Origin of the sequence: Streptomyces inusitatus (genome assembly GCF_014651115.1) — a bacterium.
GTDB lineage: Bacteria > Actinomycetota > Actinomycetes > Streptomycetales > Streptomycetaceae > Streptomyces > Streptomyces amakusaensis.
Genome location: NZ_BMWG01000003.1, coordinates 59,250 through 83,674 on the forward strand (window position 1 = coordinate 59,250; position 24,425 = coordinate 83,674).

30 protein-coding genes and 1 tRNA gene are annotated in these 24,425 nt (G+C 70.4%); 3 read left to right on the forward strand and 28 right to left on the reverse strand.

Annotated features, from left to right (window positions below):
- Positions 1-6: 6 nt before the first annotated feature.
- The 5 genes from IE247_RS07655 to IE247_RS07675 form a co-directional block, all read right to left on the reverse strand.
- Positions 7-258: a hypothetical protein gene (locus tag IE247_RS07655; RefSeq protein WP_190122183.1), complete on the reverse strand. Its 252-nt coding sequence runs from the start codon at positions 256-258 to the stop codon at positions 7-9.
- Positions 227-469 carry a hypothetical protein gene (locus IE247_RS07660; protein ID WP_190122184.1) on the reverse strand — a complete coding sequence of 81 codons (243 nt, stop codon included), beginning with the start codon at positions 467-469 and terminating at the stop codon, positions 227-229. The genes IE247_RS07655 and IE247_RS07660 overlap by 32 nt, the downstream gene beginning before the upstream one ends.
- On the reverse strand, positions 466-2,172 hold the full coding sequence (locus IE247_RS07665; RefSeq protein WP_190122185.1) for a hypothetical protein: 1,707 nt from the start codon (positions 2,170-2,172) through the stop codon (positions 466-468). Before IE247_RS07665 ends, IE247_RS07660 begins: the two co-directional genes overlap by 4 nt.
- Positions 2,172-2,495, reverse strand: coding sequence for a hypothetical protein (locus IE247_RS07670; protein WP_190122186.1), 324 nt, complete (start codon positions 2,493-2,495; stop codon positions 2,172-2,174). The genes IE247_RS07665 and IE247_RS07670 overlap by 1 nt, the downstream gene beginning before the upstream one ends.
- Before the next feature lie 104 nt (positions 2,496-2,599).
- A complete protein-coding gene (locus tag IE247_RS07675) occupies positions 2,600-2,860 on the reverse strand; it encodes a hypothetical protein (RefSeq protein WP_190122187.1) in 261 nt (86 codons plus the stop codon).
- A 155-nt stretch (positions 2,861-3,015) separates the two neighbouring features.
- Here IE247_RS07675 and IE247_RS07680 point away from each other — a divergent pair, with 155 nt between their 5' ends.
- Positions 3,016-3,198: a hypothetical protein gene (locus tag IE247_RS07680; protein ID WP_190122188.1), complete on the forward strand. Its 183-nt coding sequence runs from the start codon at positions 3,016-3,018 to the stop codon at positions 3,196-3,198.
- A gap of 153 nt (positions 3,199-3,351) precedes the next feature.
- On the opposite strand, the gene IE247_RS07685 is transcribed toward IE247_RS07680, so the two are convergent.
- The 6 genes from IE247_RS07685 to IE247_RS07710 form a co-directional block, all read right to left on the reverse strand.
- Positions 3,352-3,600: a hypothetical protein gene (locus tag IE247_RS07685; protein ID WP_190122189.1), complete on the reverse strand. Its 249-nt coding sequence runs from the start codon at positions 3,598-3,600 to the stop codon at positions 3,352-3,354.
- Between the two features lie 512 nt (positions 3,601-4,112).
- Positions 4,113-4,415, reverse strand: coding sequence for a hypothetical protein (locus tag IE247_RS07690; protein ID WP_190122190.1), 303 nt, complete (start codon positions 4,413-4,415; stop codon positions 4,113-4,115).
- Positions 4,416-4,578: 163 nt separating this feature from the next.
- Positions 4,579-6,153 (reverse strand): hypothetical protein, encoded by a 1,575-nt coding sequence (locus tag IE247_RS07695; RefSeq protein WP_190122191.1) that lies wholly within the window; start codon positions 6,151-6,153, stop codon positions 4,579-4,581.
- Complete coding sequence (locus IE247_RS07700; RefSeq protein ID WP_190122192.1) at positions 6,150-6,770, reverse strand: hypothetical protein; 621 nt, start codon at positions 6,768-6,770, stop codon at positions 6,150-6,152. Before IE247_RS07700 ends, IE247_RS07695 begins: the two co-directional genes overlap by 4 nt.
- 6 nt (positions 6,771-6,776) lie before the next feature.
- Positions 6,777-7,673, reverse strand: a complete 897-nt coding sequence (locus IE247_RS07705; protein ID WP_190122193.1) for a hypothetical protein — start codon at positions 7,671-7,673, stop codon at positions 6,777-6,779.
- The gene (locus IE247_RS07710; RefSeq protein WP_229868935.1) at positions 7,670-8,248 is read right to left on the reverse strand and encodes an HNH endonuclease; all 579 of its coding nucleotides are present in this window, start codon (positions 8,246-8,248) and stop codon (positions 7,670-7,672) included. Before IE247_RS07710 ends, IE247_RS07705 begins: the two co-directional genes overlap by 4 nt.
- A gap of 66 nt (positions 8,249-8,314) precedes the next feature.
- Here IE247_RS07710 and IE247_RS07715 point away from each other — a divergent pair, with 66 nt between their 5' ends.
- A complete protein-coding gene (locus IE247_RS07715) occupies positions 8,315-8,503 on the forward strand; it encodes a type II toxin-antitoxin system Phd/YefM family antitoxin (protein ID WP_190122195.1) in 189 nt (62 codons plus the stop codon).
- A gap of 5 nt (positions 8,504-8,508) precedes the next feature.
- Here the strand turns inward: IE247_RS07715 and IE247_RS07720 are convergent, their stop codons facing one another.
- From IE247_RS07720 to IE247_RS07805, 17 genes are all read right to left on the reverse strand, one after another.
- Positions 8,509-9,924 (reverse strand): putative antirestriction adenine methyltransferase, encoded by a 1,416-nt coding sequence (locus IE247_RS07720; protein WP_190122196.1) that lies wholly within the window; start codon positions 9,922-9,924, stop codon positions 8,509-8,511.
- Between the two features lie 128 nt (positions 9,925-10,052).
- Positions 10,053-10,126 (reverse strand) — tRNA-Gly (locus tag IE247_RS07725).
- A gap of 47 nt (positions 10,127-10,173) precedes the next feature.
- Complete coding sequence (locus IE247_RS07730) at positions 10,174-11,112, reverse strand: phosphoadenosine phosphosulfate reductase domain-containing protein (protein WP_190122197.1); 939 nt, start codon at positions 11,110-11,112, stop codon at positions 10,174-10,176.
- Between the two features lie 177 nt (positions 11,113-11,289).
- On the reverse strand, positions 11,290-11,946 hold the full coding sequence (locus tag IE247_RS07735) for a hypothetical protein (protein ID WP_190122198.1): 657 nt from the start codon (positions 11,944-11,946) through the stop codon (positions 11,290-11,292).
- 94 nt (positions 11,947-12,040) lie between these two features.
- Positions 12,041-12,952, reverse strand: a complete 912-nt coding sequence (locus IE247_RS07740; RefSeq protein WP_190122199.1) for a hypothetical protein — start codon at positions 12,950-12,952, stop codon at positions 12,041-12,043.
- Positions 12,953-13,084: 132 nt separating this feature from the next.
- Positions 13,085-13,336, reverse strand: coding sequence for a hypothetical protein (locus IE247_RS07745; RefSeq protein ID WP_190122200.1), 252 nt, complete (start codon positions 13,334-13,336; stop codon positions 13,085-13,087).
- Positions 13,337-13,428: 92 nt separating this feature from the next.
- Positions 13,429-15,186 (reverse strand): DNA cytosine methyltransferase, encoded by a 1,758-nt coding sequence (locus IE247_RS07750; protein ID WP_229868833.1) that lies wholly within the window; start codon positions 15,184-15,186, stop codon positions 13,429-13,431.
- A 181-nt stretch (positions 15,187-15,367) separates the two neighbouring features.
- Complete coding sequence (locus IE247_RS07755) at positions 15,368-15,787, reverse strand: hypothetical protein (RefSeq protein WP_190122201.1); 420 nt, start codon at positions 15,785-15,787, stop codon at positions 15,368-15,370.
- A gap of 94 nt (positions 15,788-15,881) precedes the next feature.
- Positions 15,882-16,343, reverse strand: coding sequence for a hypothetical protein (locus tag IE247_RS07760; protein WP_190122202.1), 462 nt, complete (start codon positions 16,341-16,343; stop codon positions 15,882-15,884).
- 82 nt (positions 16,344-16,425) lie between these two features.
- Complete coding sequence (locus tag IE247_RS07765; RefSeq protein WP_190122203.1) at positions 16,426-17,361, reverse strand: hypothetical protein; 936 nt, start codon at positions 17,359-17,361, stop codon at positions 16,426-16,428.
- 85 nt (positions 17,362-17,446) lie between these two features.
- Positions 17,447-17,878, reverse strand: coding sequence for a hypothetical protein (locus tag IE247_RS07770; RefSeq protein ID WP_190122204.1), 432 nt, complete (start codon positions 17,876-17,878; stop codon positions 17,447-17,449).
- 70 nt (positions 17,879-17,948) lie between these two features.
- The gene (locus tag IE247_RS07775; protein ID WP_190122205.1) at positions 17,949-18,206 is read right to left on the reverse strand and encodes a hypothetical protein; all 258 of its coding nucleotides are present in this window, start codon (positions 18,204-18,206) and stop codon (positions 17,949-17,951) included.
- 117 nt (positions 18,207-18,323) lie between these two features.
- Positions 18,324-19,154, reverse strand: coding sequence for a methyltransferase (locus IE247_RS07780; RefSeq protein WP_190122206.1), 831 nt, complete (start codon positions 19,152-19,154; stop codon positions 18,324-18,326).
- Positions 19,155-19,352: 198 nt separating this feature from the next.
- Positions 19,353-22,310 carry a ParB/RepB/Spo0J family partition protein gene (locus IE247_RS34185; RefSeq protein ID WP_229868835.1) on the reverse strand — a complete coding sequence of 986 codons (2,958 nt, stop codon included), beginning with the start codon at positions 22,308-22,310 and terminating at the stop codon, positions 19,353-19,355.
- A gap of 67 nt (positions 22,311-22,377) precedes the next feature.
- Positions 22,378-22,686 carry a hypothetical protein gene (locus tag IE247_RS07795; RefSeq protein ID WP_190122207.1) on the reverse strand — a complete coding sequence of 103 codons (309 nt, stop codon included), beginning with the start codon at positions 22,684-22,686 and terminating at the stop codon, positions 22,378-22,380.
- Between the two features lie 106 nt (positions 22,687-22,792).
- Positions 22,793-23,113, reverse strand: coding sequence for a hypothetical protein (locus tag IE247_RS07800; protein ID WP_190122208.1), 321 nt, complete (start codon positions 23,111-23,113; stop codon positions 22,793-22,795).
- Positions 23,114-23,174: 61 nt separating this feature from the next.
- The gene (locus tag IE247_RS07805; protein ID WP_190122209.1) at positions 23,175-23,849 is read right to left on the reverse strand and encodes a hypothetical protein; all 675 of its coding nucleotides are present in this window, start codon (positions 23,847-23,849) and stop codon (positions 23,175-23,177) included.
- Between the two features lie 181 nt (positions 23,850-24,030).
- On the opposite strand from IE247_RS07805, the gene IE247_RS07810 reads away from it, so the two are divergent.
- Complete coding sequence (locus IE247_RS07810) at positions 24,031-24,318, forward strand: sigma-70 family RNA polymerase sigma factor (RefSeq protein WP_190122210.1); 288 nt, start codon at positions 24,031-24,033, stop codon at positions 24,316-24,318.
- The last annotated feature ends 107 nt before the right edge of the window (positions 24,319-24,425 follow it).

Below are 24,425 nucleotides of genomic sequence, written 5' to 3' on the forward strand. Positions count from 1 at the left end.
AGGACGTCAGCCACGGGCGGTCGCCTCCTCGCGGACCGCGAGCAGCGTGGCCTCAGCCCGCTGGAACCCGGCGCGGTCGACGTCGTCGGTGAACTCGAAGGGCTCGCCCGGCGCAGCTTGCAGGAGCTGCCAGCCGTGGACGTGTCCGTGCTCGTCGAGGTCCAGGGCGAGGGCGAGGCCGCGGGGGTGGAAGACGCTGCGGTTGATCAGCCACAGCAGGCCGGATTCAGGCAGCTCGGTCAGCGGGCGCGAGGACACGGGGGATTCTCCTTGCCGGGAGTGGGCTGTCGGGGTCGTTGCAGATCTCGCACCACGTCCACGTTCCGGCGGCCGTCACGCCGTCCGGGGTGAGGAGCAGCAGGCCGGCTGTGCAGCGGGTCTGCGCCTTGCAGGACGGGCACCAGTCGGTGCGGACGGCTCCCGGGTGGAGCACGACGTCGACGGGATAGCGGGTGCCGGGCCGGCTCATGCCGCCTCACCGAGGCAGGAGCTGAGGATGGTGGGCATCAGGCCGTAGTCGTGGGGGATGCCCGCGACGATCAGGCTGCGGGTGTAGGAGTCGAGCGCTGCTGTCAGGCAGGCCGGGTCAAGGCCGTACCGGTTGGCAATCTCCGGCGTGCGGGACCAGGCACCGTCGAGGAGCCGCCACTGGTCCACTCCCTCCGCAGCTACGGGCAGGAGGGTATGAACGCTGGCCGCCTCGACGTCGCGGAAACTGGCGCGCTCGGAGCGGGGGCAGGCCGGGGTGCGGCGGAGCGTCTGGCCGGCCACGGTGAGGGCGCTCCAGATCATGCCGTCGGCGGCGGCGAGGAGCCCGTCTCGAACTGCGGCCGAGGCGGGGAGCGTGGCGGGTTCCGTCTCGGACTCGTCGACGGGGAGATCCGGGGCTGGGGTGTCGGGGGTCATGTCCTGGGGCTCCTCGGTTTCGTGGGGGTCAGGGGCATCCGATTCGTCAAACCCGGTTTCCCGGCGCAGGGCCGCCGCCGAGATGGCGTGCCGGTCGTAGACCTGGAGGGCGGTCTCGCTGCGGTTGGTGCGCACCCGCAGCGGGGCGGTGTCGTACCAGACGAGCCAGCGGTGCCAGTCCGGGTCGCCTTCGGCTTCGAGGATCGGGCGCAGCCACTGCTGCGTCAGCGCGTACGACACGGTGCCGAGCTTGGGCTCGATGCCGAGACGGATCGCCTCCGCCGTGAGCCCCCACAGTCCCCAGTGGTTCACGTCGCCGAGGCCGAGGAGGATTTCGGCGGGGATCTCCAGGCCGGTCGCGAACCTGCGGATGGCCTCTTCGCGGAGCTTCAGGGCGAGTTCGTCGAAGTCGGACTCGAAGCGGATCAGTTTGAAGTCGCCGATCGTGTCGGCCGGGACTTCGAGGATGATCGGCACCGTGGCTGCGGCGCTCTCAGGGTCACGGATCGCCGTCTCGGCGATCGCCATGAACACCTCGATCAGATCGTCCTCGCCTCCGTTCTGGGTTCCGGTTACGGGGAACCGGGTGCCCTTGGGGACGAGGAGCACGCCACGGCCCGTGATGCGGGACCTGGCGATGGCCTTCACGGCCGCGTTCAGCAGGAGGAGTTCCTCCAGCAGCTCCAGCGACGAGCGCACCGGCGAGTCGGCTTCGATCGACCGCTCCGGGTCGGGCTCCCACACACGGATCGCCACCGGCCCGTCGGGGTCCATGGCGTCCGGGTCGCCCTCGGGGACCGGAATGTCCTCGCCGTCGATCTCCGCGACCAGCTTCCCGGACTGCTGCCGCACCTCCTGCACGGACAGGACGCGCCAGTCGTGCCCGTCCTCCGGCGCGTACGGGGACAGGACTTCGCTGTTGGGGCGGACGACGATCCAGCCCTCTCCGGGGATCGTCAGGTGCTTCCCGAATGCGCCGAGGAGCTTCGACTGGCCGTCGGGGCCTCCGGCGATCTGGGCGACGATCTCAGCCGCGCGGTGGTTGTCGGGGGCGGGTTCGATCGTGCCGTCGTCGGCTCGCCGACCGGCGTAGAGCCGGGCGCCGGCCATCGCGTTCCCGATCCACGAGGCCGCGAACCGCACCTCGGGGACGGCGTGGTACATGTCGTAGGCGCGGAGCTGCCACGACTGGTCCCCCACGCCGCGACCCCGGATCTTCCGGGAGGTGTAGCGGGATGCTGAGGCGCTGAGGTCCTGGGCGGTCATCAGCCACCGTGCCGCGAGTCGTCCCAGCGGCTGAGGAGGACGGCCGCCCCGGCTGTGGCGAACCACTCGACGCCGTGGAGCACGAGCGGGACGCCGTGCCACTGGCCGGTGCCCAGCAGCCACACGGCCAGGAACGCCCCGGACACCCACCAGCCGACGCAGTAGACGCACGACATCAGCGTCACCACAGCAGTACGGGCGCGGCCCCCTTGCCAGGCGATGATGCGGTCCCGGGCCCCGTCCAGGAGTGAGTCATGGACGATGAGCTGGGTGCCGCGATACCCGGCGAAGGCGAGAAGGGCGAGTTCTGCGGGGCTAATCATCGTTCGTCCCCTGATGTGGAGATCATCCGGCTGAGGTCAGCGGTGCATGATAGGCCATCCGCGCAGCTCGGTCCGGCGATGTTCCCGCAGGTCAAACCCTGTTTTCAGATCACGAAGAGGAGCGATTCCTCCTCGGCGGTGTCCTCGCTGGCCGGGTCGGGCCCGCCGGTCGGGATCTCCATCTGCCCGTACGGCAGGTCGACGATCTCCAGCGACCCGCCGCAGGACACCAGCAGCGCGCCGGGCTCGCGCCGCTCGATGATCGGGTCATGCCGCCACGGGCGGCCCTTGGACAGACGGCCGGCGACCGGCCCGGCGGCGATCGGCCGCCCGCACTTCCTACACAGGACACGCGGCAGTTTCATCCGACCAGTGTGGCCGGGCCGGCCGTGCGCCTGCCAACGGTTCAGGCAAGCCCGGTCTACGCCATCCGTTGCCATTTGGGCGACGGCGACTTCTTTACCGGCTGACGGGGCTTTTTCCGGCCCTGCTGCCGGCGGCCTCCCAGTACCCTCCGCGCATGGGCAAAAACGCTGAGGACTTCATCTCTGAACTGAGCGCTTCACTGCGCGAGTCGGGAACGATGACGACGACAGATCGCGTCACCGCCGCGGGGGATCTGGAGATCACCTTCCACTCGACGGACCCGCGCGCATGCGGCGGCGGGACGATGCTCATCCCGAAGGCTTACCTCAACGAGTAGCGTCGCGGCCACGGTCGGCCGCGACGCGTCAACTACCCAGCGAGGCGAGTCCGCTCCGGCACTCTCCCGGCGATGGGTCATGAACCCCTGGCCGGGCCCGTCGAAACGGGTAGGCCCGGAGCGCACCCCGGGCCCTTTTCTCCCGGCGGCAGGTCAGCTGCCGACGACCTTGTGCAACTTCCCCACGGCAGCCCCGAAGATCAGGAGGCCAGCGAACACGGCTCCGGCGAGGCTCCCCGTTTCCACGTAGGTCAGGGTGCCGATGAGGCCCCCGCCGGCCGCCGCCGCTGTACCGATGGTCACGGTGCGCTGGGACAGCAGCGGTCCTGGGGGCTCTTCGTGCGAGCCCCCGCCGGACGGTGAGGCGGAAGAGGGGGTAGTGTCATTCTTGGAACCGGTCACGACGAAACTCCTTTGGCTGGATAGTTCGAAATTGATCGCATTCCTGGTGAGCCCCCTGCCGCACCACACCTTCGAAAGTTCGGTACGGCAGCGGGGCTCGCGGCATTTCACTGAGCAAGGACAACCCTACGCCTCCGTCGAGGGCCTCCGAAGCGCGGTAAAACCGCAGGTCAGTTGCAACTGCACGCCAGAAACCCCGGGGTGGCGCACCAACGGGAGGCCGGAGCAAAAGGGGCAAATCGACCCACGGGTATCAGTGAGCAGCAGCGATATCCATTGCAACTTTCCGCCATAAATTGACGGACGATCCCCCCTCGCCAGCACCTCTGCTGCATTCACGAGTCCCGAGACCCCACAGTCTTTTCACCAATTCGTTACGGTGAGCCCACGGGGTCAGCAATGATCATGGTTCGGGCATGCCACGGCTCCTTCAGGCACACCTTGGCGATCCCCGGATCGGCGCTCATCCGTCACCCCTCCCCGGACCGGGCGCGGCCGACTGCTGCCCGGGGCTAGAACTTCAGGGCCGCGTAGGCGGCTCCCGTCACCTTGATGTCCCGCATGGCGCGGTCTCGCTCAACCATCCGGGCGTTCGCCTCGTCGGTGCCGAGGCAGTCGGAGGCGACCCGGCCGGCGACCCGCTGCCGAACCTCCGGTGACAGGCCCTCAGCGGTCAGCGCCGAGTCGACGTGCGTGAGCATCAGCAGCAGCCGGTTCACGGTCGCGGCGCACTCGGGGTCGGTGAGCGCCGCGCGGTTCGTCTCCGGATTGTCGGCCAGGTGCTGCCGGATCGCCGTCTCGGTAATCGTGTTCATGCACGGCAGCATGCCAGGGACCAGGGGTATCCTTCCGGGCGCCGGGGTCGGTGGTCTTGCTCGACGCCAGTGCCCTAGGGGAGCGCCGAGAGTGATCCACACTCGGCGGCCACCGCCCCGGCCCGAGGACGGCAATCCCGCCCTGCGGCAGTGCCCCACCTGATCACTTTCCGATCCGGCGTGCGTACGCGCTGGCCGCCTGCACCGGGGTCGTCGGCCTCGGGGCGGTCGGCAACGGGGCATGGACAATGGCTCCCTTGTTCGCCTCCGGGATCAGGCCGTAGACGAGGACGCACGAGGCGTCGATCCGGCCCGGCGAGTCCGGATCGGTGGGCTGCCAGGTCGCCCATTCGTTCTCCAGGTCGGTGAACGCGCCCCGGAGCCGTACCCGGTCCTGAACCATCTGCTGCGCCACCGGCTCCGCGCGCAACAACTTGCCTTGCTTGGCGCGCACGGGGTCGATCAGCGGCATCAGGACCGTCTCCGGGATCATGCCCTCGCGCTGCAACATCTCCCACGACGTGCGGATCGCCAGCTCGCACATGTCCCGGCCGAAGTTCCACTCCACAAAGATCACGCTGGCGTTGGTCTCGTGGGCCAGCATGCACGCGACCGAGGACCACTCGGCCGACGACATCGGCCCGGACAGGTCGTGCGTGACCCACACGCGGGAGTCGTCGCCGAGGAAACCGCCGATGATGCCTGCGGTGTCCCGGCCGCCGCCGGAGGGGTCGATCGACACGGCGATCTTCTGCGGCTCGACCGTGGTGCCGGGGTCGCGGATCATCCGCAGCAGATCCCGGGACACGAGCGCGCCCTCTGCGGGCTGCGGGTCGCCCTGAGCCATGGCGTGCCAGTCGCGCACCGTGGACGTCTTCTTGACGTCGTCCCACCAGGCGATGAGCTTCCTGCGCTGCCGGGTGGGGATCTTCGGGTGCGGCAGCGGCTCCCCGTCCTCGCGGCCGAGCGGGTCCGGGCCGAACTTCGACGGGTTGGCGATCGCGGGCAAGTGGATGACCTTCCACCGGCCGCCGTCCTCCAGGCGGCCTTCCTCCTCCAGCCGGCGGCCGGAGAAGTCGTCCGGGTGCCAGCGGGTCTGGACCACCGCCACGGCGTTCCGGTCCGGCTGAAGGCGTTTCAGCGCGGCCGAGGACCACCAGTCGTGGACGTGCTCCCGCGCCCGTGGTGACTCTGCGTCGGCCCGGTCCTTGTGCGGGTCATCCACCACCAGGAGGTTCACGTCGAAGCCGGTGAGACCGGACCCGATGCTGACGGAGCGGACGCCGCCGCCCTTCGTGGTGTCGTAGTCCTGCGCGGCGGCCGACCCGGCGAGGAGCGCCAGGTCGTACTCGTGGCCGTGCTCGGCGATGTACCGCCGGATCGCCTTGCCCCGGCGCATCGCCAGGTCATCCGAGTACGAGGTGACGGCAACGCGGTCCTCTCCGTGGTGGCACAGCCACCAGAACGGAAACCACTCCGCCACGGTGGTGCTCTTGCCGACCTGGGACGGGGTGAAGACCATCAGCCGGTCGTAGTCGCCGTTCCTCAGACCGACCAGGGCGTCACTGATCACCTTCAGGTGCGGGCGCATCCGGTACGTCGGGTCAAGGGCGCGGGCGAGGGTGGCCGGGTCGCGGAGGATCTCCAGGCTCATCGCCTTCTGGGCAGCCTGGAGCCGCTGGTACACCTCCGCGTCTTCCAGGTGCTCCAGCTCGTCGGTTACCGGCCGCGCCCTCACTCGTCGTCGCTGTCGTCTTCGCCGTCGACGCTGTCGTCGTCGCCGCCCTCGACCGCGTCCAGCCGGCGGCTCACCGACGCCGCGAGCTGGGCGAGGCGGACGTGCCGCTGCTCCGCAGGCATCTGCGCGAACTCGGCGAGCTGCACCGCGAGCGGGTTCCCGCCCACGCCGGTGACCGCGATCGTCGCCCCGGGGTCGCCGAACAGCGTCCGCCGGTGCCGCATGGCGACGTCGAGCAGACGGATGAAGTCCCCGACCGACATCGACCCGGCGTCGAGCGTGCCGAGACGCTGCGCCAGCTTGCCGACCGCCGCACCCAAGATCCTCGCGTCGGCCTCGGCCGCCTTCCGCCGCTCCTCGACCCACCCGGCCTCGTACAGCCGGTCCAGATGCCGGTCCCACGCCTCCACGCGGTCCCGCCACCGGTACCTCGCCGCCGCCTTCCGGACCGTCACCGCGTGGAGCTGTAGCCCTTCCGCAGCCTTCTGTAGCGTCCGGGTCCGCCCGAGGTCGCGGTACGTGACGAACTGGCCGTGCTTGCGGGGCGTCTCGTCGGGTTGCTGCTCCCAGGGGTCGAGGGTCGTACTGAGCGTGATCGGAGGGGCGTTGGTACTCATGAGGGCCTAGGCGGGGGTGTCGAGGTACTGGCGTGCCCACAGTTCGAGCGCCTTGTGCCTGTGCTCGGCGGGGACGTCGCCACGGGCTACAGCCTGCTGGAGGGCCTTCTCCACGATCGCGGCGGACTTAGTGGGCATCGCGTCGGTGTGGAACAGGGTGAGGAGCGGGGCCATGCCGTGGTGCTTGGGCTCTCCTGTGTCACGGTCGAACCAGGCATCGACCAGCTCGGCAGCGTGGTCCTTGAAGCTCTCCAGGATGAGGCCGAAGGCCGTGGCCACGTTGGTGACGTCGGCGCTCTTGGAGGCGAGGTCAAGGGCGGCCATAGTCTGGTCGTACTGGCGGAGGGCGGCGACCCAGACGGCGTCGGAGGACGCGGCGAGGCCGAGGGCTTCGCGGATGACGGCCTGGGCGTCCTTGAGGTCGTCGGGGAGGAACACGATCGCCAGGGTCTGGAAGGAGAGGTTCGCTTCGCCGAGGGAGGGGCTGTCGAGGTCGGCGAGGAGTTCCAGCGTGGCGTCGTCGAGGCCGGCGTACTGGCGGAGGTCGAGGTCGTCGATCCGCTCGTACAGCGACTTCAGGATCGCCAGGTCATCCTCTCCCGCGATGCTGTTGTGCGAGAGCTGGATGGCGAGGCGCTGCGACTCGGTGAGCGCGTCGGAGGTCTCCAGCCAGGTGATCTCGTCGATCCCGGCCTCGATCGACGCCTTGGTGCGGTGGTTCCCCGACAAGACGATCCGGTCACCGGTCTCGACGTCGTGCCAGACGAACGGCGTGCTCGTGAGGGCTTCGTCGCGGCGGACGTTGGCGACGAGCTGCTGGTACTGCTCGTGCCGCATGAATCGGGCGTTCAAGTCGAGGAGCCTCAGCGAGCGGGGGTCTCCGGTGCGGATCTCGGTCTTCATGAGGGTGTCCCCTTCAGCTCTGGGCGGTAGTCGATGTGCTTGTCGCTCTTGGTCAGGTTGCAGGGGCCGCACAGCGGCTGGATGTTGTCGATGGCGTTGCTGGCTCCGGGCCAGGACAGCGGGACGACGTGATCCGGCTGGAGCCGGACGCCGGTGGTCAGGCAGGCGAGGCAGCGGTGGCCGTAGAGGTCGAGGAGGGCCGCCCACTCCTCGGGCGTCCAGTCCGGGGAGAACCGGCCGCGCGCACGCTGTCGGGCGTTCGCGGCGGCCATCTTCTCCGGGTTCCTGCGCCGCCACTCGCGGTTGAACGCGGTCTCGCGCTTCCGGTACGCCGGGTCCTGGCGAGCGACTGCCTTCTGTTCGCGGGCTCGCCGGCGGGCCGACTGCTGATTCGCCTCGACCTGCCGGTAGGCGAGCATCTGCGCCGCCTCCTTCTCGCGGTTCGCCTCGTAGCGGGCGCGACGCTCGGTCTTCCGGCACGTCTTGCACTCGGGGCGCCGCCTGGTGACGGTCGTCTTGCAGGCGTGGAACTCAGTCTCGGGCTTCTCGGCCTTGCACTTCGTGCACGTAAGCATGATCACGGTACAAACCGTACTGTCCGTACTGTCAGTACCGTTCGCACCGTGTGTACTCTTCGCCGCATGGAGCGAATCGGAGTCATGGACCTGCGCAAGCAGCTCGGGCAGCGGGTCGACGCGGCCCACTTCGCCGGCGAGGCGACGGTGGTGGAGAGGCACGGGACGCCGCGCGCAGTGCTGGTGTCGTACGAGTGGTGGGTCCAGCACGGGGGCGAGGAGACCGAGCCGACCGAGCCGACCGAGGCGGGCTGACTGGCTCACCGCTTCTTCACGTCCTTGGCGTAGCGCTTCTTCCACTCGACCAGGACCTCGGCGAGCGGCTTGCCGGAGAAGGGGGCTCCGTACTGGAGCTGGTACTGCTGGGCGTAGTACGAGTCGTTCGGGTCGATGCCCTTCGCCCAGTCCTCTTTCAGCACGTCTTTCTGATCACGCTTGAGGAGGCGGAGCACGCCGCGGTACTTCATCGACACCGGGCGCTTCGTGAACGCCGTGGTAGCGAGGGACTGGTACCGGCGGTGGCCGTGCCGCCAGGTGAGCAACTGCGCCTCGCGGCTGATCGCGGCCATGACGATCAGCTTCGACAGCTTCGCGTACCGGCTGGTCGAGACCGGGAAGTCGGACAGCATGTAGACGGTGGGCTGCTGGGGCAGGTGGGCGCCCCAGTTCCCCAGCGTCGGGGCCCACGAGTAGGCGAAGACGCCGACGAGCTTCTTGTCGACCAGGACGGCGACGCCGAGCGATTCGCTGCCGGGCCGGATGTTGGCGTTCATGTACGCCGAGCGGAGGGCGGCGAACTGCCCGCCGGACAGCACGGCGAGGCTGATGCTGTCGCCGAGTTCTTCGTCTGCGAGGTGCGGGCCGGGCCACGCCTCGGTCTTCTGCCTCGGCTCGACCAGGCGCATCGGGCCGCTGTTGGCGTAGACGTAGATCGGGATGCCGCGGTTCGTCGTGCGGGTCCGGCCGCGCAGGAACGGCGCCATCTCCGGCACCTCTTCGTTGGTGCCGAGGAGCCAGTGGTCCCGGTCGGTGATCCTCCCGATCAGGTACTCCAGCTCCGGGTCTTCCATGATCGTGAACGGTGGCGGCTCCCACTCGAACATCTCCTCCAGCTTGGCGAAGTCGCGGACGAACGCGGCCCCGGCGCCGTGGAACGGCGGGTACGACACGACGCCGGCCCCGGGCGGGATCTTGTCGACCCACGTCAGGGCGTCCTCGGCGCTGTAGGAGGCGAGCTTGAGGACGTCGGCCGCCGCGGTGACCTTGGCGACGGTCTTGGCGTGGAGGTCCGGCCACTGCTGCTCGTACGCCCGGCGGACCTTCGCCCAGTACGCGTGGGTCTCCTTCTTGCCCATGAGCGGGGCGAGGCGGGTGCACAGCAGCATCGTGGCGAGCTGGTCGGCCGGGGTCTCGTGGTGCTCCAGCACCCACGGGAACTCGCCGGCGGCCTGCTCGGTGAGGACGAGCGGCATCGGGTCGCCGGCGAGGTACCGGCCGATGGCGGTCGAGTACATCAGCACGTCGCAGGAGTGGAGCTGCTTCCCGAGCGAGGCGATCGTCTTCTCCACGGTGAAGTTCCCGCAGCAGACGTTGTAGACGTCGGTGACGTCGGTCCACAGCGAGACGTGTTCTCGGACGATGCGGCACATGTCGGAGGGGATCGAGCCGTGGAACATCGGCGCTCCGGGGGTTCGGCGTGTCGGGCGGGCCGGGATGGTAGCCGACTCGGGATCACGTCGTCGCAGGCCAGAGCGGGGGCGGGAACGGTCGAAGCCCCCCGGGTGCCATCCGGGGGGCTTTGATGTGGAGCGCCGACCAGGATTTGCACCTGGACCTCCCGACCGGAAGTCGGGCGTGCTGCTGTTGCACTACCAGCGCCGGGACCAGCCACGAGGGCCGGTCGCGCGTGGCGATCCTACACGCGGTCAGCCTTCCCAGCAGGCGACCGCCGCGACCGCGGGGGTGGCTTCGGCCTCGGCGATGATCTCGGCCATGGAGACGTCGAGGCGGAACCGGTGCCCGATCTTCGCTTCCACCGCGGCGTAGCGGGCTGCCTTCTTCGGCTGGAGCTGGGCGGCGCGGACGAGCGCCGACCGCGAGGCGAGGACACAGAATACGCAGGACAGGCGGGGCATCCCGGCCTGGTAGGCGTCGTGGACGCGGAGCCCGGATTCCCGCACGGTGCGCCAGACGTCGTCGGTCGACCAGGAGTGCACCGGCAGCCAGGTGTCGACGTGCCGGAGGCTGTTCGACGCGCCGTGGCCGGTGCGGGCGTGCTTCGGCACCGGCAGCTTCTTCGCCTTGTACGGCTCGGCGATCGCGCGTCGCCGGCGGCACTCCCGGCAGGGGCACGTCCACGCGCCGTCGTGGGTGAAGGCGATCAGCTTGCGGCGGGCCGGGGACTCGTCGGCTCGCAGTCCCATGACGTTGAGGATGCGGACCTGGCCGGTGTGCCCGGCCGCCTCCAGCTCGCGGACCAGGGCGGTGAACAGCCGCCGCACGGGGCCACGCTTGAAATCGGATGTGCACCAACGGTTCTCGGCGTCGGGGAACATGCCGCGCTCCTCGATCCGCTCGATCAGGCCCGAGCCTGTGCGGGCGACGACCTCGAAGCGGAGGCCGTACGCAGCGGCGTGCTCGGCGGCCAGGTCGCGGGTGCCTTCCCACTCGGCGTCGCCGAGGTCGGCGTGGACGACGACGATCCGGTCCGTGACGCCGGCGGCCTCCGCGTGCGCCAGCAGCTCGACGAGCATGGCGATGCTGTCCTTGCCTCCGGAGAGGTTCGCCACGATCCGGTGATATGAGGCGAGGTCGGGCACCTCGGGGCCGAAGCCCGGGAGGTCGAGGGCGAGCTGACCGGCCATTTCGGGGCCTTCCTGGTCGGGTGGGGGGCGGGGATGTCCGCCCGGGTGGCGTCTTGGGTGGGGTTGTGGCCGCCTCGTTTCCGCCCGGTGGGGGGTGGTGAGGCTCGGCCGGTTCAGGACTTAGGACCCCTTGTGGGGCCGTGACCGGTGGTCGCGGCCCCACAAGGTGGGCGGGGTTCAGTCGTTGAGGCCGCTGCACGGCCAGCACATGCTGAGCGCGTGCCTCGCGTACACCTCGGCGTCGATCTGGTTCTCGAACCGGTAGGCGTCCTCGGGGTCGTGGCCGCACCGGTCGTGGAACACGCCGACCTGCGTGGTCCGCAGGGTGACCGAGTCGTCCGCGCGGATGTCGTAGGGCTCGCCGCCGTCGACGTCGTTCACGGCGTACCGGGCCGGTCCGGTCTCGCTCGGCTGGATCTGGCGGAGGATGCCGATCGCCTGCGGGGAGAGGACCAGGGTCACCGCGCCGGTGACCTCGACCGCGAACGGGGGGACGGGCTCCAGACCGAGGACCTTCACGCGCTTCTCGGCGATGTCCGCCGCGCGCTCGCGGCGCTTGCGGGCGATCTCTAGCAGGGCCAAGCCGACCGCGGCCCGCCGGGTGGGGCCAGTGCCCCAGACGCGCCGGTTGCCGTTGACGTCCCGCACTTCCCACTCGCCGTACGAGCGGTACGTGGCCATCTCCCAGTCGGTGACGTTGGTGTGGGCCGGGGTGTCCGCCGGGAAGCTCCCGGGGACGGTGAACAGGTGGCCAACCCGGCCGAAGGGCAGGTGCGCGGCGAAACGGTCCGGGCCATACGGGCGGAACTGGACGAAGGGGAGTTCGTGGGTCATGGTGGGGTCCTTCCTTCGCGTTTCGGGTGGTGGAGGAGGTGCGCCGGGCGGGTTGCTATGCGGGTGTCCGCCCGGCGCGGCCGTGCTCGGGGTGCTACGGGCGCGGCAGGGTGATCTCGCTGGTGTCGTCGTGGCCGGGGATGCGCTCCATACCGGCCGGGTCGAGGAGCAGGTTCGCCAGGCGCTCGACCTCGCTGATCGCGGGGTCCGGCAGGCCGATCGGGCTCGCGGGGGCGTACCAGATCGTCCGCCGGTTCTCGTCGAGGACAGCCCGCAGGGTGCCGTCCGCCGCGTCCAGCGTCAGGAACGCCGCGTCGGGCAGGTGCGGGCGGACCTTGGCGGCGATGCTGTCGAGGGTCTGGGGGGCGAGGGGCAGCGGCGTCTCGTGGTGGTCGGCGTGGACGGCGGTGAACACCGCGTTCACGACCGCGTTGGTGTCGGCCGCCAGGTCGGTGTCCTCCGAGACGTACAGGTCGGTTCGGACGCTGCTGTCGCTGCCGGTCGAGTAGAACTCGGCCTTCCAGCCTTTGTGCTCGTCGGCCAGGCCGCCGATCCGGGTGGTGATCCGGTCGGTGATCCAGATCTCCGCGCCGCAGGGCAGGTCGACGATCGCCCAGGTGTCGGCCACTTCGCCGTCGACATCGGTGTCGATCCCGGCGGCCTTCAGTGCGCGCCGCAGGGCCTCGCCGGCGGTGGCGGGCGTGGGCTCCTCCGGGCCCAGGTTCTCCGTCTGGCTGTCGGCCGTCAGGTCGTAGTCGTCCAGGCCGGACTGGTCGCGCATCGCGGCCAGCAGCCGGTTCACGGCCGCGCGGGGCGTGGCCGCCCATTCGGTGTGGACCGAGCCGAAGGCGTCCATGGCGTCGACGCCCAGCTCTTCGAGGACCGCCGCCCGACGGCCGGGGTTGGTCGGGGCGGGGGCGATGTCCCACAGGGTGTAGCCGGTGCCCTGGTCCTGGCCGACGATGATGAACTCGACGCTCTCGGTGGTGGTGGTCTGGATGCTCACGCGTTCCTCCTGTGATCTGAAAGGGGGGGTACGGTGGGCCTCACGCCTGGTCGGGCTGTGAGGCCCCTCGGTTGGGCGTTTGCGGCCAGCGGGATTCCCAGTGCTTACGCGCCCCCGCTGGCCGCGCCCGCGTCAGTTGCGGGTGGTCACGATGGACTGCGGGGTGCGCCCGGGGACCTGCGCCCAGACGGTCTCGGCGTTCTTGATGACGCTGGCGGCCGGGATGCTCTCGGTCCAGCGCAGGATGGTCTTCCGGTTGCCGCGCTCGGTGATCTCGGAGCTGACGACCTCGGCGAGGTGGAAGGTGCCGATGGTGGCGACCTCGGTGCCGACGGCCAGGGCGGTGAGGACCGGGGTGGTGGTGGCGGGCATGGTGGCCTCCATGGGGAGCGACTGTAGTGGTTAGTCACTATGTCTAACGCTGGTCTCCCCAGGGGGCACCGGGGAGACCCGAGGAAATCGCAGGAAATCGCAGGTCAGGCGGCCATGGTCAGGGAGAGCGGACCTCGCCCCTCCGCGAACCGGGGCAGTTCCTCGCCCGTGATCGCCTCGTACAGCGCGCAGTACAGGTTCTCGGCGACCCCGGGGGTGACCGCATTGCCGAGCTGGCGCACCTGGTGCCGCTTCGATCCCATGACCTTGTAGCCCGCCCGGAAAGCCATCGCCCTCTTGATCTCGTGCGGCTGGAGCATCCGGAACAGGACCTCGTCGATGCTGAACTCGCGGGCGCCCGCGACCAGGGCGTACCGGTCGCGGGTCGGGAGGGCACCGATCGGATGGCTGACCGGCCGGGCCTGGCCGTTGCCGTAGTACGGGACGAGCAGGTGATCCGGGGCGGTCACCAGGCCGTGATGGTTCCCGCCGGCCGACACGGTGTGGAGCGGGGAGCTGATGTGCCGCGCCTTCTCCTTGTCGCCGCCGCCCCGCATCGGGATCACGAAGGGCGGCAGGTATGCGAGGGCAGTCTCCAGGCGGGCCGTCTGGGTGCGCAGCGGGTCGTCCACGCTCATCGGCTTCTTGCCGTCGCGGCCTTCACAGGGGACGAGGATGGGCGGGATCACGATGCCGTCGGTCTCGACCGTCGTGCGGGTCGACATCGGCCGGTCGAGGGTGACGGCCTTGTCCCTCCACGTCCCGCCGGTCGGGACGAGGAGCGGCCCGGCCTGGGTGAACTGCGGGGTGTCGTCGAGTCCGCCGAACAGCGAGCCCTGGTCGTCGTCCGCCGCCTCCGCTCCCCAGCCCCAGTACTGGGCGAACCCTGCGCGGGTCCGGGCGATCGTGGCCGGGGCCAGGCCCTCGGGGCAGTCGTCGGTCTTCGGGCGGTCGCCGATCGGCGTTCCGGGGAGCGACCAGTCGATCGCGGCAGCTGCGGGGAGCACCATGGGCTCGACGATCGCGCGGCAGCTCTTGCGGGGGCACCGGTAGTCGTAGCTCTGGCGGTACCGGCCCATGTCCTTGCCGGGCTTGCGGAAGACCTGGATGGCCTCGACCTTCTCGTCGCAGTTGAAGCAGAACGCTTCGGGGCGCAGGATCCACTTGTCCCACTGGGGCGTGCGGCCGAGGCTCCTGTGCCAGTAGGCGACGTACAGCCGGTCGCGGCTCTGCGGGATGTGGTCGAGGCTGCGCGGGTCGACGTGCATGCTGTTGATCGCGCAGACCTTGGTCTCGTAGCCCATCTTGTCGAACTCGGCCATCCACCGGTCCCAGTCGTCCCAGTCGCGGCAGTCGATGACATTCTCGACGACGCCCGCCTTGACCAGGCCGCCCCTGGCGATCACGCCGCGCAGGTACATGGGGACTTCTTCCATCAGGGCGCGCGAGCGCTCCTCGGCCGCCCGCCGCTCCTTGTCGGTCTTGAACTCGGGCTCGTCGAAGTCGATCTGACCCTGGAGCGTCTTGTCGAAGTCGCGCTTCACGCCCCGGGCCGCCGACCACTTCGGGCACTCCGGGGAGGCCCAGAAGATGTCGCAGACCGGCCACTTCTCGACCGGGGCCCGGCGAATGTCGCCCTTCCAGACCTCGCACAGCGGGTTGTTCCAGGCGTGCGTGGCGAGGGCCACGTCCCAGTGGTTCGCGGCCCGGGTGACCCTCACGTTGGGGACCGCGTCCGCGCCCTGCGTGTCGCCGCCCGCGCCGCAGAACCAGCTCATGACGGTCAGCTCGGAGCCGTCGTGCTTGTACGTGGACGCGGAGCCGGCCGCCCAGGCGATGGTGGTGGAGTCGATGTAGGGCAAGGGGGGGCTCCTCGTGAGGCTGTCAGTTGCGGCCGGGTGGGCGGGATTCCCGCCCTCGCCCATCCGGCCGGGGGGCACGTGTTTGGGTGGTTGGTTGATCTACAACCATCATACCCAAGTGTGCTTAGGGTAATCGTGTTGTGATTCCTTTTTCACCAAAGGAACCGCAAAGAACCGCAGGTCAGTACCGCTGCCTCGGGAACCGGAGCAGCGGCTGCCGCTTCATCTGCGGCGGGATCACCGGGTTCAGGCGCTCGTCGAGCAGATACCAGCACCAGTCGAACCCGCCGATCGCGTACCGGCCGGCGGCGTTGGGCTGGCAGACCTCGACGGCCTCCTGACGCTTCTCGCCGCCCAGGAACATCCAGCAGATGTTCAGCACGACCGCGCAGCCCGCGCCGTCGAGCTGGCCGGCGAGGACGTGCACGGTGTCCACCGAGCCGTGTCCGTGCTCGGCGGCCTCGGCCTGGGTGTCGTCCGCGATGCGCTGGACGGTGTCGAGGTCGAACCAGGGCCGCACGTACCCGTCCTGGGTGTCGGCGGGGTCGATCCAGGCCGGGTAGCGGTCGCGGTCGTTCGCGCAGACCATGACTTCGATCATCGGTTCCTCCGTGAGGTCTTCTCGGTCGGGCAGGGGGCGGCCCCGGGGCGGGCGGGATTCCCGCCCTCGCCCGTCCCGGGGCCGTGAGGGGTGGTCAGTCGATGGGGAGGGCCGCCGCCTTGGCGAGGTCGAGGCGGTAGGCGGGGCAGCCGTCGCGGTCGAGCGCTTCGGTGCACAGCGGGTGCCAGACATCCCGGTTGCTGTCGTCGAGGTACGACGTCCACTCGTTCATCCCAGACACCGACCAGCTGGCCTCGCGCTCGCCGATGGCCTCGGCGAAGGTGTGCTGTTCGCCGGCGGCCGTCCAGTACCAGCCCGTGGCTTGCAGCGAGCCGTCGGCCGTCTCCGTCAGCTCGACGCCCGCCGCGTCGAACGCGGCTTCGTGGTCGTGGCCGGTGAGGATGTCCCGTACGGCCGCCGCGGCGACCACGGCCATCACCCGGCCGAGGCGGTAAGCCGCCTGGTGGCTGGCGTTCAGCGCGGTCTGGGCGGCGACGGACAGGGTGCCGCTGTCGGGGAGCGGGTAGGCGGGCCGGGTGGGGGGCTGGGTGGTCATGTGACGTCCTCGTTTCTTCCGGTCGGGGTGGAGGGGGGCGGCCGGGACGGGCGCTGGTGCGCCTCGTCCCGGCCGCCGGGGGTCAGGAGGGGAAGACGATCCGGTACACGGTGCTGAAGGCCTCGTCCTCGACCCGGTGCCATCCGGCCTCGGTCAGCTCGCCGGGGCCGCTCGCGGTGTCCACGGCCTGGCGCAGGATCTCGTCGGCCGCGCCGAGCGTCTCGGTGTCGAGCGGGCCGGTGTCGTCGGCCGTGTCGATCTCGGCCTCGCCGGCGAACACGGAGCAGATGTAGGGCTGGCCGGTGCCGGTCTCAATGAGCACCGATGTCGCTTCGGGGGCCAGGCGGTGAAGGGTCTCGGCAACTCGGCTGGCCGCGATCCGCATCGGGGCCGAGACCGGGGGCTGGTCGTCGCGCGAGCGGTCGCAGTCCTCGCAGGCCGGCTCGTGCCAGTCCGAGGCCGAGCCGCACACGCACCACCAGGACGCGAAGTGCCACGCCCGTTCCCAGCCGCCGATGCTGTACCGGCCGTCGCGGAGCGGAACGACGTTGGCGGCCGTGTCACTCTCATCGGCGTACATCCAGCAGATCTGGATGACGACCTGGCGGCGGGCTCCCCGGCCGCCGGGCGTCCGCTTGCGGGACGCCTTGCGGGTCCTGGCGTTGGCCCGGGTGATCTCGGTCGCCCCGGACTCGCCGCGGTTCAGTGCGCGCCAGTTGATCCGGACCGCGACCGCCAGGGGCGCGGTGTCGCCCTCGTCGTTGATCTCGTAGGTCAGGCCGCTGTCGATGATGTGGACGGTCTCCGCGCTGTCCGCGCGGCCGTCGATGACGTGGATGGTGTCGACGCTGTCGTACCCGTACTTGTCGGCCATCCGGAGGGTCTGCGCGGAGAGCTGCCGGGTGGCGTCGAGGGTGAAGGCGGGGGACAGCCAGCCGTTCCACCGGTTGTCGGGGGCGAGCTGGCAGTCGAGCGGGCCGAACATGTCGTCGATCACGCGGGTGTCGATGATGCCCATCAGGGCTCCTTCGGTTGTGAGGCCGGTTCGGTTGGCGACCCGGACGGGCGGGGATTCCCGCCTCCGCCCGTCCGGGACGGGGTTGCTAGAAGTCGAAGAGGGTGGGGTTGGGCCGCGCCGGCTGGGCTCCCAGCTCGGGGACCAGGTCGCCGGTGTGCTCGGTCCACCAGGCGGCGAGCATCGTTCGGTGGCACCACTGGCCGGGCTTGTTGAGCCGGTCGAAGCACAGGAGGACGGCCGGGGCGTCGAGGTCGAAGGCGCCCGCGATGGCGGTCAGCTCGTCGCGGATCGCGTCGACTCCGGCGGCCGTGAGCTGGCGCCGGTACTGGAACTCGTACGCGTCCGCCGCGAGGTTCGCACGGACGAGGTTCCAGGACGGGGTGACCAGCCGGGCGTGCCCGCCGAGCTGGTACGAGAGCGAGAAGCGCGGGTGGCCGGCCGTCGTGCGGACTGGGGTGCCCATGTGCGGGGCGAACTCCTGGAACGTGCACGTGGCGAGTCGCAGAGCGTCGCTCATGCTGCTGTGTCCCTTCTGGGTGGGGTGGTCCGGCCGGGCCCTGGTGGCCCGGCCGGAGGGGGTGCGGAGGCTAGCCCCGGCAGACGCAGGTCTCCTGGTTCCCGGGCTCGGTGCCGTAGGTCTGGCTGGCCTGGCGCAGGATCGCGGTGAGGGCCTGGCAGAGGTCCGAGTTGTCGTCGTGCCTGGCCTGGGCCGTGAGCTGGGCCCTCATCCACGGGATCAGGTAGCCCATGTCCCGCCCGGAGACCTCCATGGGCTCGTCGGAGACGAACTCCGGCGGGAACGGGTTGTAGACGTAGTCGTCCTCGGGGGTGGGCTGGGTGGTCATGTGGATCTCCCTTGGGTGCCGAGTGGTGTAGTGGGTAGTCACTATTACCAACGCGTGAGGGGCCGCTGTGGTTCCGGGGAAACCCCCAGGTTTTCGGAGAAAGTGCAGGTCAGCGACCTAGGCCGCGAACTCGAAGAGGTCGAGCTGCTTCGGCTGCCGGTTCAGCCAGTCGTGCGTCCGGAGCGGCCCGCCCGCGTACCCGGGCAGGTACAGCAGGCACGTCCGGACGTTCGTCCCGGAGACCGCGAACGAGTCGGCGGGCAGCGGCTCGATCTCCCCGCCGACCTCTTCGACCATCGCCCGGAACTCGCTGGTCTTCCGGTCCGACCGCCACATCAGCCCCTCGCTCATGACCGAGACCAAGATCCCGTCGTCCTTCATGAACCCGATCGCATGCTGGATGTGGTCGAGGCCGTTCGAGAAGGGCGGGTTCATCACGATCCGGTCGAAGCCCTCCGCGTACTCCATCGGGTCCTGGGCGAGGAAGTCGCCGGCGAACACCCGGCGGCAGTCGCCCTGCTCGCGCAGGATGTCCGCGCGCCGCTCGTCGACCTCGTAGGCGTCGACCAGGCCGCCGCGCTTGGCGACCTCCTGCGTGAGCGCCCCGGCGCCCGCCGAGGGCTCCAGCACGCTCATCCCGGCGTAGATCCCGGCCAGGTCGCACACCTGCATGACCAGCGCGTGCGGGGTCGGGAACCAGCCCTGCTCGTACCGGGACGGGTACTCGCCGGCCGCGATGCACTGGGCGAAGTGCTCCTCGATCCGGTGCGGGAAGACGTGCGCGCGGACCGCCTTGCGGCCGTCCCACCGGCCGCCCATCTCCTTGAGCACGACGTTCAGCGCCTCGTAGACCGGCCGGTCCAGCTCGAACGGGATCTTCACCTGGTCGCCTCGGATCTCGGTGCGCGGGTCGGCGAGGGCCGAGAGGACGTTCGTCGGGAATCGCATGGTGGCTCCTTCATCTGGTCGGGTGGTGGAGGGGGGAGGCGGGGGGCTGGGGGCCTAAAACCCGTGAGAGCCGCTGTGACCGCCTCGTTGGGCCTGGGGGTAGGTGGGGAAAAAGGCCGTTTTCGCCCCCTTCCGCGCACCGTTCGGGTATGGGTGCGCCCCGCCCCTTCTCGGGGCGGGGCGCGGTGGGGCGGGTGGTCAGGCGGCCGAGGACGAGGCGGCGGCCTCCGGGTTGATCTCGATCGCGTTCGCGCGGACCGAGGCGATCGCCTGGGCCTCGCGGAGCTTCTTCGTGGCGCGCAGGGTCAGCTCACGCAGGTGCTCGATCCGGAGCTGGTGGCCGGGGACGCCTCCGGGTGTTCCGGCGAGCAGCAGGGCCAGCTCCTCGGGGTCGGCGGAGGCGAGTTCGGACAGGATCTCGCCGGCCACGCTCAGCTTGTCGATCTTGCCGACGAGCTTGGTCCGGTCGGTGGTGATCCGCTCGCGCTCCTCGGCGGGGACGTCGAGGGTGGGCAGGGACTCCTGCCCGTCCTTCGGCTTCGCGGCCTCGTCGGCCAGGACGAAGAACGAGCCCTGCCCTTCCACCCGCTTCTCCTCCGTGCGCGCCGCCTGGGCGAACGCCTCGGCGTCCCGGGTGCTCTTGAACTCGCCCCGGGCGTACCGGGTGAGGAACCGCATCTGGTTGTCGCAGTTCAGCAGGGAGACGTACCAGGCGAGGCCGACCGGGAGGTGTCCCTTGCCCAGGGCCTCGCGGGCGGGCTCGCACAGGCGCAGGAGGTCGATCCGCCAGCCGACGTAGGCCGGGCTCTTGCCGACCATCTTGGAGACCTCGTCGATGCTGTACTCGGCGTCGGTCAGCCTCTTGAAGCTCTCGGCCTCTTCGATCGGGGTCATGTCCGCGCGGCCGACGTTCTCGGCGACCTGGCGGGCCAGGGTCTCGCGGTCGCCCTCGACCAGGCCGTGGGTGACCACCGCGTCCAGCTCGGTGATCCCGGCGGCCTGGGCGGCCCTCCACCTGCGCTCGCCGAGGACGAGCACGTACCGCTTGGTGCCCGGGACGTACCGGAGGCTGACCGGCTGGAGCTGGCCCAGCTCCCGCATCGAACCGGTCAGTTCCTCCAGCTTGACCGGGTCGAAGGTCTTGCGCGGCTGGCTCGGGTCGCGGTCGATCCGGTCGACCGGGACGCGCTTCTGGACGGTCTTGATCTCGACCGGCTTGGCGGCCGGGGCCACCGGGGCCGCCGTCTTCTTCTCGGCCTTGGCCGGGGCGTCGGCCTTGGCGGTCTTGCGGGCGCGGGTGGTGGTGGCGGGCATGGGGGGGGCCTCCTTGGTGGTGGGGTGTAGTGGGTAGTCACTATTACCAACGCTGGGAGGGTCCGTGTGGTTCCGGGTAGATTCCGAGTTTTCGCAGGTCAGAGCCGTTTTTTCGCTCCCCTCCGGGGTCTCTCCGTCCGCCCCCGGGGTGTCCTCCGCCGGGGCCTCGGGCTCCGCCTGGTCCTCCTCGGCGTGAGCGGCGGCCAGGGCCTCGGCCATCTCGGCCGCGCTCCGGCGGCCGGTCACCAGCGCCCACTGGACCAGGTACGGCTCGCCGGGCACGGACACGCTCCTCGGGTTGGCCCGGGTCACCTCGAACCAGCCGTTCTCGGTCTGGACGAAGTCGCCCTTCTTGAAGTCGGCCCTCCCCCAGATCTTCGGCGTCTCGGGCTCCGGCTCCGGCTCGGCCGCCCGCAGCTCCTCGGGTTCCGGAGCAGGCTCGGGCTCAGCCGGCGCGGGCTCCGGCTCGACCGGGGCAAGCTCCACCGGCTTGATGGTCCGCACGTAGCCGCTCCGGTCCCGGGACAGCGCCCAGTCGTCCGGGCCGCACTCGTACCCGTGCTCCGCCAGGACCCGGGCGACCTCACCCCGGAGGTTGCGCCCGTAGATCGTCCGGTTGAACTTCTCGCCGTCCGGTGGCGTGAGCTTCACCGGCTGGAAGTCCTTGTGCGGGCGGCTCCCGCCGTTCCACCACGTCATCGTCGCCTCGGCCCCGCCGATCGGGCACTCGACGAACACCTTCTTCGGCACCTTCGGGTCGCTCGTGGACTTCTTCTTCGGCTTCGGGTTCGCCGCCTCGGCCTCGCGCAGGGCGCTCGCTGGCTGCTGCTCGGACGCCTCGGCCGCCGACTTGGTACCGGGGACCTTCCCGTCGGCCATGAAGGCGCGCATCGCGTCCCCCGGGCAGCGGGCCGACACCTTCGTGTAGTCGACCGTGTGCGTCCAGACCCGGCCGCGATCCGTGGCGTCCTCGCAGGTCATGACCTGCTTGGGTGCCAGCCGCAGGTTCCACGCGATCGACAGGGTCTTCGGGTTGACCCGCTCGATCTCGTACCAGGAGCCGAGGGTGCGCACGAAGTCACCGGCCACGAAGTCCGCAGGGCCCCAGATCTTCACGCCCTCGGCCTCGGCCTTGGCGACCACCCGCTCCCAGTACTCGATCTCCTCGGTCAGGTCGAGGATCAGCCGCTCGTGCCGTCCGCCCTCCCGGCCGGCCTCCTTCTCCTGGTCCCGGTAGCGCTCCTGCGCGCGCAGGTCGGCGCGCAGCTTCTCCAGCCGCCGCAGCGTGCGCTGCGGGTTGTTCCGGAACTCCGCGTAGCCCTCGGACGCCGCCGCCCGGTTCGCCCAGTACGAGGCCCGGTCGCGCTCCTCGAACGACTTCCTCATGTTCGCGTCGATCCGGGCGGCGTCCCGGCGGGCCTTCCCCTCCGAGTGGTGGCCTACGAGGATCGGCTGACCGAACTCGAACCTCCGGCTGATGTTGTCGGCGGTCGCCCGCCGGGCGTCGGCCGAGGCGACCGCCCGGCCCGCGCGGTCGCCGAACCGCTCGGCGCGGTCCTCGGCGCGCTCCTCGCGGTCGGCCTCGGCCTCCGCGAAGGTCCGCCGCTCGCCCTCGTTGATCTCGACGGTCACCTCGTGGCCGGCGGCCTCCAGGGCGGCCTTGGCCCCGTTGATCCGCCAGTGCTGCGCCTCCTTGTCCCGGGAGTTGCGGATGTAGATGCCGACGTGCCGGGACCACCGGAAGCCGTGGTCCTTGACGATCTCGTAGACGCCGTCTCCCTTGGCGGAGCCGTCGAGCACGGTGCCCTCGGCTCGGGTGTGGCTGATCGTGATGCTCGCCATTTGGCGGGCCTCCGTTCTGGAATGGGGGCGGCCCGGCGGTTGCCGGGCCGTCAGTGGTCGGGGTGGGTCAGTTCGCGCCGCCCATGTCCCAGCCCATGCCGGCCCGGTCGCGGGCCTCCTCGCGGCGCCGGTTGGCCAGGCGCGCGTCCCGGGCCTCCGGGGCCTCCTGCCAGATCTCGATGTCCTCGAAGGGGCCGGTGTGGCGGAAGCTGCGCGCGATGGCCGCCGCCGCCTCCTGCGGGCTCAGGTGCTCCTCGCCGTTGTTGAGGTAGGTCGTGTTCACCTCGCGGCCGTCGCGGCCGTCACGGGCGTTCGCGGCCTTGATGGCGTACGAGTAGCGGATCATCCAGCGCTGGGCGGTGAGGTCTACGGACATGGCGGGCTCCTGTGAGGTTGGGATGTAGTGGTTAGTCACTATGTCCAACGCGTGTACGACCCTTGTGGTTTCGGGTGGAACCCGAGGAATCGCAAGAAATCGCAGGTCAGGACGTTGCAGGGCTCTCCACCTTCTCGCGGTCGAGCCGGGTGCGGGCCTCCCGCCGGGCGTCCGCCCAGGCGTAGATCAGGGCCTTCCCGACCTCACCGGCGGACTCGCCCGGGGTCTTGCCCTCCTCGATGGCTGCCAGGTAGCGGCGGCCGATGAACGAGATCGCCTTGTCGGTGGTGAAGGCTTCCGTCAGGCGGTCGAGGTCGAGGTGCGGGAACGACCCGTACAGGGACAGGGCCGCGAGACCGGCGATCCTGCCGACCGCGTCGCCGAGGTCGTGGACCTGTCGGGCGGTGGGGAGCTGGGTGGCGTTCATGGTGGTGCCCTTTCTGGAGGAAGGGGCGCGGCCCGGTGGCCGGGCACGGTTCGGGTGGCGGTCAGCCGCCGAGGATGGCCGTACCGACCGCGGTGAGGCCGACGGTCCGGCCCGCACTCATCGACGTCCCGCCCGTGTACTTGGCCCAGCCCTGCTCGATCACCCACTCGACCATGTCCTTGCGGGGTCGCTCGGCCTTCTCGGACATGACCTTCACGCCCTTGCCGATGGCGAACTCCTGGAGCCGGATGTTGTCGCCCTCGATGGCGGCCAGCGTGCGCTTCTGGGCCGGGGTCGCCTTCGGGATCTCGACCGGCGCGGGCTCGGGCGCCGGGGCGGGCTCCGGGGCGGGCTCCTCGGCCGGAGCCTGGTCGTCGTCGATGCCCATGCCGCTGGTGGCGCTCAGGAAGCGCCGCAGACCCTCGTGCCCGTGGAGGCGGGCCGCGTTGGTGACCAGGCTCGCGCTCAGGGCGATCCCGTACGAGACGAGGTCTTCGGTCGCCTTCGCACGCTGCCGGTCAAGGCCCTCGCGGACGCCGTGGCGCTCGATGCGGACGAGCAGGTCGGCCCAGGGCTTGACCTCGCTGTCGGCCACCATGACGGCTTCCATCAGGGAGGTTAGGTCGGTGCCCTTGATCGCGCAGGCTTCGGTCAGCCGGGTGCGGGCACCCTCGGCGGCCTCGAAGGTGTTGCCCGCGTGGTTGGTCAGGATCTTGAGGGCCTGGGTGGCGTCCATTTCGGGATCCCTTGAGTGGTGGGTTGTAGTGGTTAGTCACTATATCCAACGCATGTACGCCCCCGGGGGTTCCGGGTGATTCCAGGAAAATCGGGGAAAGTTTGCAGGTCAGAGCCTTGCCGGGCCACCTCCGGGGCGGCCCGGAGCCGCGCCCGTAGTGTCTAGCCACTATCCTTCAGGCATGGCACGCACCCAGCTTCCCGAACCGTTCGCCGCCCTCGCCGCCCTCGCCGGCGAGCCGACCATCGAGCAGGCCCAGCTCCTCGGCCGCGCACTCAAGGACGTCCCGGCGCTCCAGCGCTGGCTACGCGAGCAGCGCCAGGTCACCGTTCGCGCGCTCCTCGACGGCCAGCACACCAGGGAGGACCTGGCGCCGCACCTGGAGGTCACTCCGCAGCGGGTCGCGGACATCGCCTCCGGCCACCTGAACTCGGCCGCCCTCGCCCGCAAGGCCCGCCAGACCGGCTGACGACCGACGAGCGCCCGCGCCCCCCCGGCCCCGGGCGGCGGGGGCCCCCCCCGCCTTCCGGCAGGGGCGGCGCCCCCCCCCCCCGCCGCGGGGCCCCCGGCCCCCCC